This window comes from Kiloniella sp. (assembly GCF_965205715.1).
In the GTDB taxonomy this organism is placed as follows: domain Bacteria; phylum Pseudomonadota; class Alphaproteobacteria; order Kiloniellales; family Kiloniellaceae; genus Kiloniella.
The window spans coordinates 1,707,792-1,720,674 of sequence record NZ_CBDBHW010000014.1 but is presented as its reverse complement, the minus strand read 5'-3'; the positions used below and the strand labels follow the sequence as shown (position 1 = coordinate 1,720,674).

General features: G+C 47.6%; 15 protein-coding genes. 10 read left to right on the top strand and 5 right to left on the bottom strand.

The features are described 5' to 3' along the window. Positions 1 to 32: 32 nt before the first annotated feature. The gene (locus tag ACOGW3_RS25385) at positions 33 to 809 is read left to right on the top strand and encodes a substrate-binding periplasmic protein (RefSeq protein ID WP_419905478.1); all 777 of its coding nucleotides are present in this window, start codon (positions 33 to 35) and stop codon (positions 807 to 809) included. Positions 810 to 982: 173 nt separating this feature from the next. Further along, complete coding sequence (locus ACOGW3_RS25380) at positions 983 to 1,576, top strand: TetR/AcrR family transcriptional regulator (RefSeq protein WP_419905477.1); 594 nt, start codon at positions 983 to 985, stop codon at positions 1,574 to 1,576. A 53-nt stretch (positions 1,577 to 1,629) separates the two neighbouring features. On the opposite strand, the gene ACOGW3_RS25375 is transcribed toward ACOGW3_RS25380, so the two are convergent. Continuing rightward, positions 1,630 to 1,962 (bottom strand): LysR substrate-binding domain-containing protein, encoded by a 333-nt coding sequence (locus tag ACOGW3_RS25375; RefSeq protein WP_419905476.1) that lies wholly within the window; start codon positions 1,960 to 1,962, stop codon positions 1,630 to 1,632. On the opposite strand from ACOGW3_RS25375, the gene ACOGW3_RS25370 reads away from it, so the two are divergent. After that, complete coding sequence (locus tag ACOGW3_RS25370) at positions 1,949 to 3,181, top strand: ISL3 family transposase (RefSeq protein ID WP_419901077.1); 1,233 nt, start codon at positions 1,949 to 1,951, stop codon at positions 3,179 to 3,181. The genes ACOGW3_RS25375 and ACOGW3_RS25370 overlap by 14 nt on opposite strands. Positions 3,182 to 3,187: 6 nt before the next feature. Here ACOGW3_RS25370 and ACOGW3_RS25365 read toward each other — a convergent pair whose 3' ends face one another. Continuing rightward, the gene (locus tag ACOGW3_RS25365) at positions 3,188 to 3,865 is read right to left on the bottom strand and encodes a LysR family transcriptional regulator (RefSeq protein WP_419905475.1); all 678 of its coding nucleotides are present in this window, start codon (positions 3,863 to 3,865) and stop codon (positions 3,188 to 3,190) included. Between the two features lie 35 nt (positions 3,866 to 3,900). Between ACOGW3_RS25365 and ACOGW3_RS25360 the strand changes: the two genes are divergently transcribed. The 5 genes from ACOGW3_RS25360 (at position 3,901) to ACOGW3_RS25340 (ending at position 7,964) form a co-directional block, all read left to right on the top strand. Next, positions 3,901 to 5,019 carry a four-carbon acid sugar kinase family protein gene (locus ACOGW3_RS25360; protein WP_419905474.1) on the top strand — a complete coding sequence of 373 codons (1,119 nt, stop codon included), beginning with the start codon at positions 3,901 to 3,903 and terminating at the stop codon, positions 5,017 to 5,019. Then, the gene (gene pdxA, locus ACOGW3_RS25355; protein WP_419905473.1) at positions 5,016 to 6,020 is read left to right on the top strand and encodes a 4-hydroxythreonine-4-phosphate dehydrogenase PdxA; all 1,005 of its coding nucleotides are present in this window, start codon (positions 5,016 to 5,018) and stop codon (positions 6,018 to 6,020) included. Before ACOGW3_RS25360 ends, pdxA begins: the two co-directional genes overlap by 4 nt. Further along, a complete protein-coding gene (locus tag ACOGW3_RS25350; protein WP_419905472.1) occupies positions 6,020 to 7,075 on the top strand; it encodes a cupin domain-containing protein in 1,056 nt (351 codons plus the stop codon). The genes pdxA and ACOGW3_RS25350 overlap by 1 nt, the downstream gene beginning before the upstream one ends. 73 nt (positions 7,076 to 7,148) lie before the next feature. Then, positions 7,149 to 7,721, top strand: coding sequence for a CGNR zinc finger domain-containing protein (locus ACOGW3_RS25345; RefSeq protein WP_419905471.1), 573 nt, complete (start codon positions 7,149 to 7,151; stop codon positions 7,719 to 7,721). Between the two features lie 33 nt (positions 7,722 to 7,754). Then, entirely contained in the window at positions 7,755 to 7,964 is a 210-nt protein-coding gene (locus ACOGW3_RS25340; protein ID WP_419905470.1) for a cyclase, read from the top strand. Between the two features lie 3 nt (positions 7,965 to 7,967). On the opposite strand, the gene ACOGW3_RS25335 is transcribed toward ACOGW3_RS25340, so the two are convergent. Both ACOGW3_RS25335 and ACOGW3_RS25330 read right to left on the bottom strand, forming a co-directional pair. Continuing rightward, positions 7,968 to 8,438: a LysR substrate-binding domain-containing protein gene (locus ACOGW3_RS25335; RefSeq protein ID WP_419905992.1), complete on the bottom strand. Its 471-nt coding sequence runs from the start codon at positions 8,436 to 8,438 to the stop codon at positions 7,968 to 7,970. 15 nt (positions 8,439 to 8,453) lie between these two features. Then, positions 8,454 to 8,885, bottom strand: coding sequence for a LysR family transcriptional regulator (locus tag ACOGW3_RS25330; RefSeq protein WP_419905469.1), 432 nt, complete (start codon positions 8,883 to 8,885; stop codon positions 8,454 to 8,456). Between the two features lie 81 nt (positions 8,886 to 8,966). Here ACOGW3_RS25330 and ACOGW3_RS25325 point away from each other — a divergent pair, with 81 nt between their 5' ends. Next, positions 8,967 to 10,220: a hypothetical protein gene (locus ACOGW3_RS25325; RefSeq protein WP_419905468.1), complete on the top strand. Its 1,254-nt coding sequence runs from the start codon at positions 8,967 to 8,969 to the stop codon at positions 10,218 to 10,220. 1 nt (position 10,221) lies between these two features. Beyond that, positions 10,222 to 10,821 (top strand): N-acetyltransferase family protein, encoded by a 600-nt coding sequence (locus ACOGW3_RS25320; RefSeq protein WP_419905467.1) that lies wholly within the window; start codon positions 10,222 to 10,224, stop codon positions 10,819 to 10,821. A 107-nt stretch (positions 10,822 to 10,928) separates the two neighbouring features. On the opposite strand, the gene ACOGW3_RS25315 is transcribed toward ACOGW3_RS25320, so the two are convergent. Next, positions 10,929 to 12,710: a vWA domain-containing protein gene (locus ACOGW3_RS25315; RefSeq protein ID WP_419905466.1), complete on the bottom strand. Its 1,782-nt coding sequence runs from the start codon at positions 12,708 to 12,710 to the stop codon at positions 10,929 to 10,931. Positions 12,711 to 12,883 lie beyond the last annotated feature (173 nt).

Below are 12,883 nucleotides of genomic sequence, written 5' to 3'. Positions count from 1 at the left end.
AGATATGAAATATCTACCTAGGGTGTAGTCGTATGGGCACAAAATTATTGTCTCTGAAGGTCTCTGCCTTTCTTGGTGCTTGCCTAATGTTCTTTTCTCTTTCGGCAGCAGCCAAAGAAGTGACCATCGGCATGGGGAATTTTGAGCCGTATTATATAGGGGACGACAACACAGGTATTTTCACCGATCTTATCATTGCAGTTTTTGACAGGTTACCTGATCACGAACCGAAGTTTATCTTTGGTCGGCCTAACAATCGTTTGTGGCAGGACTTCAAAAACGGCAGGGTTGATGCGGTTTCTAATCTTTTTGATACAGTAGAAATTGATGGCTGCCGATCCGATCCAATATTCAGGTTTCGGGATGTCGCGGTAACCCGGAAATCCTCCAACATCACAATTGAAAGTGTTCAAGATCTCGAAGGACAGAAAATAATCGCCTTTCAGGGAGCGAAGGATTTTTTTGGTCCTGAATTTTCTGAGGTTGTAGGTGACAGTAATTATTCAGAAGCATCTGAACCCAGGTTGCAGGCTCAGGCATTAAATGACAATCGTGTTGATGTTAGTGTCGGTGACCTATTTATTTTCTTGCACAGTATCAAGAATACCCAAGGAAGTTCTGCTGACGCCAAGGATTTCAAAATCCATGATATTTTACCCGTCGTGTTCAGCCGTATGGGGTTTTGGAACTATGAGCTCTGTCGCGAATTTAACAAGGCGCTACAGGACGTTAAAGACAGTGGTGAATATGAAATGATTTATGATCGTTATTTACAGGAACTTGGGCACAACACGGAACTCAACCCATAAGTTTTAACTCTTCTTGCTTCAATTTTTTTTTCATTAATTTTCAACACTACCCCTTAAACATTATCTTGAAATATAGCGATTGCTATAGCATATTAAATATATAACGATCTCTATATATTTAGGTGATTTGTGAGTTTGGAGCTCATGAAGATGATCAGGTTGGAACTGAGCGAATGACCGAAAAGTTGACTAAAAGAGAACAAACCCATCAGCGCATGCTTGCTGCCGCCGGGCGGAGTTTTCGCAGTCATGGGTATGCTGGTATTGGTGTCGATGGCATTGCCAAGGAAGCCGGGGTAACTTCTGGGGCCTTCTATGCTCATTTTGGATCCAAGGATGGTGCTTTTACTTCCGCCGTTATTGGTGGTCTGGATGAGGTTATCGAAGGTGTTCCGATCTTTCAGTCCACTCATGGTAATGGCTGGGTTCAGGCTTTTGCCGATTATTACCTTGGAAAGCCGCATCGTGACGATCAAGCCTGTGGATGTGCTATGACAAGCTTAACGCCCGAGGTCGTTCGCTCTAACGATGATTTGAAGCTCACCTATGAGAAGAAAATGGTAAAAATCGTTGCGCTAATGGCTGAAGGACTTGCGGGAACATCTGAAGAGAACCGTATCGCCCGTGCGTGGTCAATGTTGGCTGTGCTGATCGGTGGTCTGAGCATTACCCGTGCCATGGTTAATGTGGATACTGCTGAACAGATCTCAGAAGCGGTAAAAGTTGTAGCCATCAAGGCTGCAGGGCAAACTCAAACCGTGGTCTGAAACCTCTCGAGGATATTAATCGTTCTGGGGAACTGCCCCTCAATATAAGATTATTATTCTCTTTCGACCGAGATCTCTGATAACCAGCTTTTCACGAGTTCTACATGATTTGTCACTGGTAGGTCAGTGGGATGTATCAAGCCGTACTCGCTACCATCTTCAGAAAAACCCACGGGCGCAATAAGCCTTCCTCTTTTAATGTCGTCCATTGCCAAGACATAAGGACAAAGGGCTACACCTAAGCCATTTGCTGCGCCCTCAATCATAAGGAAATGATGGCTCTTCTCCGCTTTGTTGAGTAGAAAAAGATGCCGACCGCCAAGTAACCTGTTGATATGTATGGTTTCTGATAACTTTACATAGAGCAGGTATATGACAATCAACATCTCGCAGCATATTTTAGGCCTCAAAGGGCAACGTGTAAATGAAATTAAACTGGATGACGGCGGTGTTAAGATTGTCATTCACTGCAGCCGAGACGCGCGTAGGAGGGCTATAGACCCTGCTACAGGCCAGAAGGGAAGCATCAACCAGCATGTCCGCCGACAAGTAAACGACATCCCCCTTTTTGGGTATCCTTGTGTGGTCGAGATTGAGCTGGCGCAGGTTTATATTAACAAGGGCGAACGCCGCATTGAGGGGTGTGATTTTGTTGATAAAGGGTGCCGTTTCACTCACCGATTTTGCCGACTGATCAGTGGATTATGTCGGCATATGTCTATTCAAGCGGTTTCCAGACATTTGGATATACGATGGGAAACGGTCAAGAATATCGACAGGGCATACCTTATTGAAACTCTCCCTACGCTTGATCCTGCAGAGCTAACTGGCTTGGAATATATTGGTGTAGATGAAGTTGCCCGGGCGAAAGGTCATGACTACATGACGGTGGTCTACGATATGGTTGGCGGTCATCTGATCTGGGTTGAAGCAGGCCGAACTGCCGAGGTTTTTTCAAGGTTTTTGAAACAACTGCAACCAGATACAGCCTGCAAAATAAAGGCCGTAGCGATGGATATGGGGCCTGCCTACCAAAAGGCTGTCAGAGAGTCCTTGCCGTTGGCCGACATAGTATTTGACCGTTTCCACGTCATGAAAAACTACAGCAAAGCTATCCATAATCAGCGTCGACTTGAGTTCAGAAAGGCCGATCCAAGTGGTAAAGAGTTGATGAAAGGGACACATTATCTGTTGCTCAAAAATGCGGATAAGTTGAGTGAAAAACAAAGTGACAAGCTGCAAAGGTTGCTGGAGAGCAATAGCAACCTGAATGCACTTTACGTCTTGAAAGAACAGCTTCAGCTGCTGTGGAGTGCCGCTTCATTTGAGGCGATGGCGGAGCAACTGGAACGTTGGTGCCTGATAGCAGATCAGTCACAGATGCTCTATCTAAAAAAGTTCGCGAAATCCCTACGGAAACATTGTGTGGGCATCTGCAACTACGCCAAACACAAGCTCACAAGCGCCAGGATAGAGGCTGGTAATGTCAGTATAGGAATGATCCGTAAGCGAGCCAGAGGCATCAAGGATACCGAATACTTCAAACTCAAAATTAGACAATCATCCATTCCAGATAATCAATCTATGCTCTATTTGAAATCCTAAATCTACTCAACAAAGCGGAGAAGTGCCGAAATGATGATCCTGAAAACGTGTCTCTCTTGGTCGCGGAGTGCTGGGGTGCTCTTTGAGCCAATCATCCCAAGCTTCCGGGCGGGTTTTAGACCCCAAGGCAATATAGTTGTGATTGATGAAGTGAACCTTCATCGCGGGCTGCATTACTGGCCCGATGGTTTCTTTCATCAAGGGGATAACAGACCAGCTCGGTTCGATTGGAAAATCCAGTCTGCGAATGGCAAGCGTAATTCTGTCGCGTTGAAAATCAAGAGTACCGCCGCCTACAGAAAGATGCAAATCGACTTCGGGGTGTAAATCCTGAAATTTACTGAGCCGAGGGATCAGCCACCGCATGGCCACGGATCTTTCGCAGGACAGGACGATTGGCTCATTCTCTGTTGATGATTTGATTTCACTGAGGGCATCGGACAATTGTTCAAAGGCACCAAAGGTTGCCTTGCTTAAGATCTCACCATCTCTGGTCAGGCAGATACCACGTCCTCTGGGCTCAAAAAGCTGGGCGTTTATATCTAGCGCGAGCTTGGAAATTCGGCGGCTAACTGCACCGTGAGTGAGGGCCAATTCTTCAGAGGCTGCCTTGACGGTGCCAAGCCTGGCGACGGCTTCAAAGGCCCTGAGATCATCAAGAGAAGGTATCGTTGAGCGTTTCATTGTTGATTATATATCACGAATAATCGTCAGTTCATATGGATATTCAATCTTTATTGTTTTGTTATTATCACGATATGAAAAAATATAACTCACAACATTCAGCTGTGGCTGTTATCGCCGATGACCTCACCAGTGCCGCAGATGGCGCAGGTCCATTCTTGGAGCGAGGGCTCAAAGTCAGTGTCCGGAGGTCAGGAGCAGATGCTTCGTCAAAAGGGTTGGCGGATGTAATCTCAATTGACTGTGGCAGTCGGTCTATGAGCGAAAAGCAAGCTGCTTACGCGGTAAAGCAAGCCATGAAGATGATGCCTGATGCAGCTATCATTCTGAAGACGATAGATTCCACTTTGCGGGGACATATCAAAGTAGAATTGAAAGCTGCTTATGAATTCTCTGGCCGGAAGAAGGTCGTCATAGCGCCAGCATTTCCGAGTGCAGGAAGGACGACGAGAAACGGTGTTCAGTTGGTTGATGGTGTCCCTGTTTCTGAAACCAGTTATGCCTGTGATCCTGTTCACCCCGCGAAAACGTCGAGAATAGCTGATCTAATTCCAGCAACGATCAAAAACGTTGTGATCCTGAATGCTGATACTCAATGCGAACTTAATGAGCAGGTTGCAGATTTTGATCACCCGGAGGAGATATTGTGGGTTGGATCACCCGGGTTGGCGGTTGCTTTGGCAGCCACACAATTCGGAGAAAAGGTCGATAAACGGCCAATACCCCATAGTGAAAATTCACTCATTGTCGTTGGGAGTGCAAATGCAGTTAGTAAAGCCCAGGCAAAGAAGGTGCAAAAGGTGAAAGGTATTTCCTGCCTTTCTACTCCGGAGGAAAGAGTTGAAAATCCCGACGAGATTTTATCTGAACTCATCCAAAAGGCCACGAGATTTGCAAAGAGCGGTGACTATGGGGCTTTAATAGCAACTGGCGGTGATACTATGGAAACGCTGCTCGACGAGCTACACATCTATGAGTTTTCGCTCATTAGTGAATTTGAACCGGGCTTTCCGGTTGGTGTTGCCCAACTCGCGAATGGTAAGGATATTATAATTGCCATGAAAGCCGGTGGATTTGGCTCTGATGATACTCTGTGTAGAGCGGCTGAACAGCTTATCTTTTCCCGTACTCAATTATCGAAAGTGATCGAATGAGTAATGCTTTAATACCCCTGGCGATCACGATGGGAGATCCATCGGGCATTGGTCCTGAAATAATTGCGGCGAGTCTTCATAAACAACCAAACAATGCTCGAAATATTGTGTTCGGGTGCCCCAATGTCATGGCGCGCGCGATAAAGGTTTCAAAGGTTGGTATGACGGTACGGACCCTCGATCAGGTCGGTGATGCTGATTTTGCTCCCAATGTTATTGAAGTCATTCCAACAAGTAATTTCACTTCTTTGCCCGCTTATGGAAAGGTGAGCCCAGAGTGTGGAAAAGCCGCTTATGACGCTATAGTTCAAAGCATTAGAGATGCTGTTGATGGGAAAGTGAGTGGGATTGTAACTGCGCCAATTCACAAAGAAGCGCTTTCCCTTGCCGGTATTAAGTACCCTGGACACACAGAAATATTAGCGGACTTTGGCGGTGCAGAGCGGGTTGCCATGCTCCTGGGAAATGATGAAATTCGCACGGTACTTGTGACCATTCATTGTTCTTTATTGGACGCGATTAAAGGCGCCGATTTTGACGCTCAAATGTCAGCTATTCGATTGGCCCATGAGGGAGCAACGGCTCTTGGTTTTGAAAATCCACGTGTTGCCGTCGCGGGTTTGAACCCCCATGCAGGCGAAGGTGGATTATTTGGCCGTGAAGAAATTGAAATTATTACACCCGCTATCAAAGCCGCACAAAACGAAGGTATTAACGCATCCGGTCCTTGGCCGGGAGATACCGTGTTCATGCAGGCCCGAAAGGGCGAGTTTGATATTGTCGTGGCCCAATATCACGATCAGGGGTTGATCCCGGTGAAATACATGGGGCTCGAAAAAGGTGTGAACATTACCCTTGGTTTGCCATTCGTAAGGACGAGCCCTGATCACGGAACCGCATTTGATATTGCTGGTCAGGGTATTGCTGATTCAGCAAGTCTTGAAACAGCTATAGGTTATGCCAAAAAATTAGTTACAGTAAGAATGAAGGAGACAGCGTAATGGGATTACGATTTATATTTATGCTCACACGCAATGATAAGACCGTTGACGACGCTGAGAAACATTTGAAAACGGCACTTGCAGCCGGCGTACATCATATTGGGTTTAAGGATGTTGGTCTTCCGTTTCCTCGTTTGAAAGAATTAAATCAGGCAATCAAGGATGGCGGCGCCACGAGTTACCTCGAGGTGGTTTCCTTGGACAAGGAAAGTGAAATCTCCTCTGCCAAGGCTGCGGTTGAGATCGGTGTGGATATTCTTCTCGGCGGAACCAATGTTGATGCGGTTCTTCCAATCCTGAAGGGAACTGGTATCCAGTATTACCCTTTCCCGGGAAATATCGTTGGACACCCAAGTATTCTGGAAGGATCCATTGAAGAAATCGTTGCCAGTGCAAAGGACCTGACGTCGCGAGAAGGCGTAGATGGTTTGGATCTCTTGGCCTACAGATCTCCTGGGAATGTAGAAGAGTTGATGGCAGCTGTGAGTGCCGCTACGGACAAACCTGTGATCATGGCGGGATCGATTGATACGAAAACACGTATTGATGATGTTAAAACCTCTGGGGCTGCTGGCTTTACAATTGGCACGGCAGCGCTGGATGGTATTTATCCGGCTGAAGGAGAAGATTTGGATGCACAGCTTCGGTCTATCCTGAAAGACGTTGCTGAAGTGAATAATCACATCTCCAGCATTTCGACAAAAAATCTTGATCAGTCTTTCAGTAAGTTTGATGAAACCTGGAGCCCACGTATTGCTGGCCAGGTGAATAACATGATGGTTAAACTCGCAAAATTTGAAGGTGATTTTGTCTGGCATTACCATACTGTCGAAGATGAATTGTTCTTTGTTCACAAAGGTACTCTGATGATGAAGTTCAGAGATCGGGACGAGGTCGTTAATGAAGGGGAGTTCATCATTGTGCCTCATGGTGTTGAGCACTGTCCTGTTGCCATGTCTGATGTGTGTGAAGTTTTACTCCTAGAGCCCGCGACAACTGTGAATACAGGAAATGCGCAAGATGACCGTAAGGTTAAAGACTTGGGTAAAATATAGAAATTATCAGACAAGGTTATACGTAATTGATATTGCAATGCCATAGACACTAGTTATAGTAGTGTCTATGGCTGTGAAAAATAATACCTCTGAAGAACTTGCCTTACCCCAATTTGAGTTCATTGCCGGGAGTCTTTCTCTCGACTTTGTTGATACGCTTGGTGGACGAGGTCAGGGAGAGAGCATTGAGCGACTTTGTGATGTACAGGCTTTAAATGACTGGTTTAGGCAAGCAGGATTGGGCACAGACTTTCAGGAGATGGATCTAAATATTGCAAGAATGCTGAGAGAGGCTATTCACGATATTTGTGTTGCTGTACTTGAAAGACGTGAAATTCATTCGTTTGATTTGAATATTTTGAACTCAGTGGTAAAGCAGCCCCCTGTTAGACGGGGATTGTCAGCTGATTTACGTCAGGTTCTACCTGATAACACTCACTTTTCGGCGGCCCTTTCAACGATAGCTGAGGATGCAATTGCAATACTGGGAGGTCCATTGCGCGAACGTGTAAAGGTCTGTCCCGGATGTCAGATGGTTTTTGTCGATAAGTCCCGCCCAGGCAAGCGGCGCTGGTGTTCTTCGGCGGCGGGGTGCGGCAACAAAGCCAAGATGCAGGCGCGAAAACAGCGGGCAAATAAATCCTGAATTTCAAACGCATAAACTGAAGTGGTGATAGAAATGGACAAACGGGTTGTCTTTGATTTTGAAGTAGGTTTTTCCAATGGTGGCGGTATTCAAGGGCAAGAGTTTCGCCTGGATATAGATGGCGATGAAATAGCCGATAAAGCCTTGGCTGATTACATAGTTGAGGATATGCGTCTTTTGATGGTCGGCGATGTACGTATTCTCAACAAGCGCATTATCGAAGAACAGCACAAACGCCAATAATGGTTATAGCGCATCTGGATTTTCAGCTGTGCCAAATTCCGACTGTATCCAGGCTTTGACGGCCATAAGGTCAGGAGAAAGATCTGATCCTGTGGGGGTGACAAACCAATAGCTGAAAGATGCATTGATGATCGTGTCAAAGGGATGGATCAAACGCCCCATGGCGATGTCATCAGCGACCAGAACGGAACGGCCAAGAGCAATGCCTTGATCGTCGATGGTAGCTTGTAGAGTGGCGGCGTCATCGCCTAACTGAAGTCCGCGCGGGATTTGAGCCTTTGGATGGCCTGCGGCCTGAAACCAGGCGGCCCAATCTTCTTCAATATCGGTATGAAATATGGTCGCACGGGTTAGATCCTGTGGTGAAGTCAGCTTCACCTTATCCGTATAGGCCGGAGTACAAACTGGGGAAATGGTCTCGCGCGCAAGTAAAGTCGCATCCAGCCCTGGCCACTTTCCTCGACCATAGCGAATACCTGCATTGATACTCTATGTTTCAAAGTTCACCAGGTTGCGTGTGGCAGAGATCCGTAGATCAATATCCGGGTGGTGTTTGATAAAAAGACCCAGGCGCGGCGCCAGCCATTTCGTGGCAACGGATGGCAACATGGACAGAGTGACATGAGTTGAAGCTTGGCGGTTTTGTGTTTTGCTAACCGCCTCTCTCAGAATTTCCAAGGCCCGTGCCGAGCTCCCGGCAAAGTCGGCTCCGGTTTCTGTAAGGGTAAGGTTTGGTCCCGAGCGGATAAAAAGGTCGATCCCGAGCAAACGTTCAAGTTCTTGTATCTGTCGGCTGACGGCTCCTTGGGTCACGTTGAGTTCTTGTGCCGCAGCGGTGAAGCTCCCCAGGCGTGCGGAAGCTTCAAGCGCTGATATCGCCCTCACGGAGGGGAGGTATTTATTATCATGAGAAAAATTCATAATGATTGTATTAATAATCTCGCTTTTATAAAGCTATGAGCAACTTTATCATGAGTTTAGATATTGATAAAGGAGACGCATGTGTCACGGGTAATAAACACACAGCAAGATCAGGGCATAGGCCAGGATAACGGTCGGTATCAGAATTGGGTACATATGATCTTTTCAGTTCTACCCAGCTGGCCGCTCGTGATCTGGATGGTTGCAGCAACTCTGATCTTAGGTCTCAGTTATGGCATGAAAGCAAACCAGTTGGTGCACATTTTTAATGCGGGTTGGGGGCGCGCTCTGGGGGAATTTGCTTTAATACTTCTGCCCTCCTTTACCCTCGCGGCAGCTTTAACAAGGCATACTTCAGCCGGAAAAACGGGGGGTGCTGCTTCTGGGGTGGCGACGGTTGTCTCTCCTTTTGCCGCGGCTTCTATGGTGTGTCCCGATACTGCTTATGCGGCCCTTTCTCCTGTGGCAGGCACACATAAGACTTCAGTGGCTTTTGGTTCCTACGCCGGATTTAAACTTTTATTTCCCGCAGGGCCTCTGATCGTTGCCACGGGGCTTGGGGTCGAGAGCGGGTCTTTGATGCTTTATGGGTTGGCTTTACTGATCCCGGTTTGGGCGGTTGCTGTGGGGTGGGTAAAATTTTGGACAGCCTCAAAAAAAGAAGAAGCCGAGATTAGTGAAGGAGCTTCTTCAGGCTCATGCGAAAAAAGCAACCTGCTTATAGCCTTTGCGCCTTTTATTGTCTTGGCAGGTCTATTGGTTATCGGTGGCCTCATGGATTTTTCCAGCACACCTTTAATTGATTTCGTAACCCAACCCAAAGGGGCACTGATCTTTGCCGCAGTCTGGTCTCTTTTATCAATAGGTCGAGCCCATCGACGCGAATGTATTGATAGCGCTGTACGGCGTACCGGGTCTTTACTTCTGGTGATAGGTGCTGCAAGTGCTTTTGGGGCAGTGCTGACCACGGTTGTGCCTGTCGGGGATCTCGTCCCTGTACAAGCTGGGTTGCTTGGGATTATCGGTCTTTTTGTTCTTACGGTAATTTTTAAGTTGGCACAGGGTTCAAGCATGGCAACTTTTGCTGCGGTAGCCCCCGTTGCTGCACCGATTGTGGCCGCTTCAAATCTACCGCCTTCCGCAGCTGTATTCGCCATTTGTCTGGGCTCTTTTGTAGCGATATTACCAAACGACAGTTTCTACTGGTTGGTACGGCGCGATGGTCTTGGTTTGGAGAGTGAGGGGCGGGTGATGTTTATACTCGCTGGTGGGGCGACATTACAGGCTGTGGTTGGCCTGGTAATTCTGCTTGCCCTCACTGCAATGGGAGTGTGAGATGACAAACGTTCAGGATTTTGTTCTAGAGATGGCAGTGATTAACGAGAAGCCTGTGGTTATGACCAGTACTAAAAAAGACATTCAAATTCGCGAAGTGTCCGATAAAGATATGCTCCGAATTCATGAAATCTATGCGGATGAAGTCCTGTGTGGCGTATCGAGTTGGGAGGAAGTTCCTCCGACTGTGGAGGAGCTGGTCCAAAGGCGTGATGCGGTTCTGGCTGGTGGCTTCCCTTACCGCGTCGCCTTGAAGGGCGGCGAGGTGATGGGTTATTCTTATGCTTCTTCCTACCGCCCGCGCCCGGGCTATCGTTATACGGTGGAAAACTCGATCTATGTGCACAGGGATGCCCGAGGTCTGGGTATTGGCCGGTTGCTATTGGAAGATCTGATTGTTGAATGCGAAACTCGGGGATATCGACAAATGATCGCGGTGATCGGGGATTCCGAGAACAAACCATCGATCGATTTTCACGAACACATGGGGTTTTCTCAGGCAGGTATTATCAGATCGATAGGCTTCAAGTTCGGGCGCTGGATGGATAGCGTTATCATGCAGCGCCCCTTGAACGAGGGAAGCTCAACTCTTCCCGAGTAACGTTATTCTTTATTCTGCCAGCTATAAAATAAGGTCCTGTTCAAAAAAAAAACACCCTCTCTGAGATTGTAGAGAGAGCGGTTTTTTACGGTTTTAAATATTAGGTGTTATCTGGTCGCGACATCCATTGAAGAGGCCAGATCTACTAAGCCTAGGAATTCACGGCGATATCCGAAGGGGTCTTCGCCGAGACCAGAACGGGCGAGTTTGTGCACGTCTTCCATGGTCATATCACCAGTATATTTTCCGCCCTTCAATATTTGACCAAAGGCGGCTACCGCAGCGGAAAACCGGAAGTGATCATCAGTTTTTTCGTTGGCGGTTTTCATCTCCGCAACTTCAATTGGGTAGGCCAGTAACTTACTTTTGTCTCCATCGGGCGCTTTGTAACGGACTTTGACGTAAGCCAATTCATCACCCGCTGAAAAACCTTTCTCTAGGGCAGTGTCAGAGTTCCCTTTTTTTGTGCCATAGCGCAAGGGATCAAGTTGTTTACCCTCTGATCCAACCAAGGCAACTTCATATAGGGCGGTAACTGTGTGACCGGCGCCGATTTCCCCGGCATCAACCTTGTCATTGTTGAAGTCTTCACGGTTGAGCACACGATTTTCGTAGCCAATCAAACGGTATTCAGCGACGACCGTGGGATTGAACTCCACTTGTATTTTGACGTCCTTGGCGACGGTGAGAAGGGTGGAAGACATTTCCTCGACCAATACCTTGCGTGCTTCGGACAGACCGTCGATATAGGCATGATTTCCATTGCCGGCATCTGCGAGTTGTTCGAGCAGATGATCGTTGTAATTCCCGGTGCCAAAGCCAAGCGTTGTCAGGGATACGCCACCTTTACGCTTGCGTTCAACCATATCTTTTAAGGCATCAAAATCCACGGTGCCGACGTTTACATCTCCATCGGTAGCCAGAAGAATGCGATTTATCCCGCCTTCGATCAGTTCTTTCTGTGCTTCGGCATAGGCCAGCTTGATACCGGCTCCGCCATTGGTGCTGCCACCCGAGCTCAGAGCTTCTATCGCCGCACGGATTTTGGCTTTTTCATTTCCAGGTGTCGCCGGGAGTACCACTCGGGTGGAGCCTGCATAGGTTACCAGTGAAATGCGATCTTTCTCCGTCATCTTGTCGACCATCAGGCGCAGAGAAGATTTCAAGAGGGGGAGTTTGTTTTGGGCATGCATGGAGCCGGAGATATCGACGAGAAAGACCAGGTTGGCGGCGGGGCGATCTTCCGCTGGGATATCAAAGGCTTTGATACCGATATGGATCAGCTTGGTTTCTGCATTCCATGGGGTAGGGGCTACTTCGGTAAAAACCTTGAAGGGTTGAGCCTGATCTTCGGGCAGCGGATAGTCATAGGAAAAGTAATTGACCAGCTCTTCAATGCGTACCGCGTCTTCTCTCGGCAAGGCGCCATCTTCTAGGAAGCGGCGCACGTTTGAATAACCGCCCGTATCGACATCAATAGAAAAGGTCGAAACCGGATCTTCCTGGGTTAAGTGAACCGGATTATCTGCAAGGTGAAGGTAATTTTCCCTGTCAATCTCGGGGGCAACTTCCGGCAGGGGGGCGATGGCGTTGTCATATCCCGGTGCAATAGCCGGCGCAACAGATGGAGCCGGCATCGCACTTAAAGGCATTGAATCTTCTAAAACAAGCCCCGCAGTTTTTTTAACCTTATGTTCTTTCTGGGCGTTGCTTGTGGTTTCTTCTCTTTCAAGAGCCTCAACGTTTTTTGTTTGTTTCGAAAGCTCTGTTGAGGTGTAGTTTTGATCGTTGTCTTCTTGTGAACAGGCGGCAATGGCCATTAATCCAATAAGCGCAGTTGTCCGTAACAAGGCCCGCATACGTATAGATTTCTTGGTGGTTTTTTGCATAACTGTTGTCCCCTTATGAAGTCCAATTTTAGGACTTGTATGAATGACACTTCTAAAAGGTGGTCTGCATAGTGGTTGCCCTACCATGGTCTTAACTCAAGGGTGTCCCAGAGCGTCCTAAAGTGTCTGTGTGAATTCTCTCTGTGGGGCGGAAGTATCCCTTGAGCTCAAGG

Coding starts and splice junctions, on each gene's coding strand:
- ACOGW3_RS25385 (WP_419905478.1), top strand. CDS start 33: ATGGGCACAAAATTATTGTCTCTGAAGGTCTCTGCCTTTCTTGGTGCT.
- ACOGW3_RS25380 (WP_419905477.1), top strand. CDS start 983: ATGACCGAAAAGTTGACTAAAAGAGAACAAACCCATCAGCGCATGCTT.
- ACOGW3_RS25370 (WP_419901077.1), top strand. CDS start 1,949: ATGACAATCAACATCTCGCAGCATATTTTAGGCCTCAAAGGGCAACGT.
- ACOGW3_RS25375 (WP_419905476.1), bottom strand. CDS start 1,962: ATGTTGATTGTCATATACCTGCTCTATGTAAAGTTATCAGAAACCATA.
- ACOGW3_RS25365 (WP_419905475.1), bottom strand. CDS start 3,865: ATGAAACGCTCAACGATACCTTCTCTTGATGATCTCAGGGCCTTTGAA.
- ACOGW3_RS25360 (WP_419905474.1), top strand. CDS start 3,901: ATGGATATTCAATCTTTATTGTTTTGTTATTATCACGATATGAAAAAA.
- pdxA (WP_419905473.1), top strand. CDS start 5,016: ATGAGTAATGCTTTAATACCCCTGGCGATCACGATGGGAGATCCATCG.
- ACOGW3_RS25350 (WP_419905472.1), top strand. CDS start 6,020: ATGGGATTACGATTTATATTTATGCTCACACGCAATGATAAGACCGTT.
- ACOGW3_RS25340 (WP_419905470.1), top strand. CDS start 7,755: ATGGACAAACGGGTTGTCTTTGATTTTGAAGTAGGTTTTTCCAATGGT.
- ACOGW3_RS25330 (WP_419905469.1), bottom strand. CDS start 8,885: ATGAATTTTTCTCATGATAATAAATACCTCCCCTCCGTGAGGGCGATA.
- ACOGW3_RS25320 (WP_419905467.1), top strand. CDS start 10,222: ATGACAAACGTTCAGGATTTTGTTCTAGAGATGGCAGTGATTAACGAG.
- ACOGW3_RS25315 (WP_419905466.1), bottom strand. CDS start 12,710: ATGCAAAAAACCACCAAGAAATCTATACGTATGCGGGCCTTGTTACGG.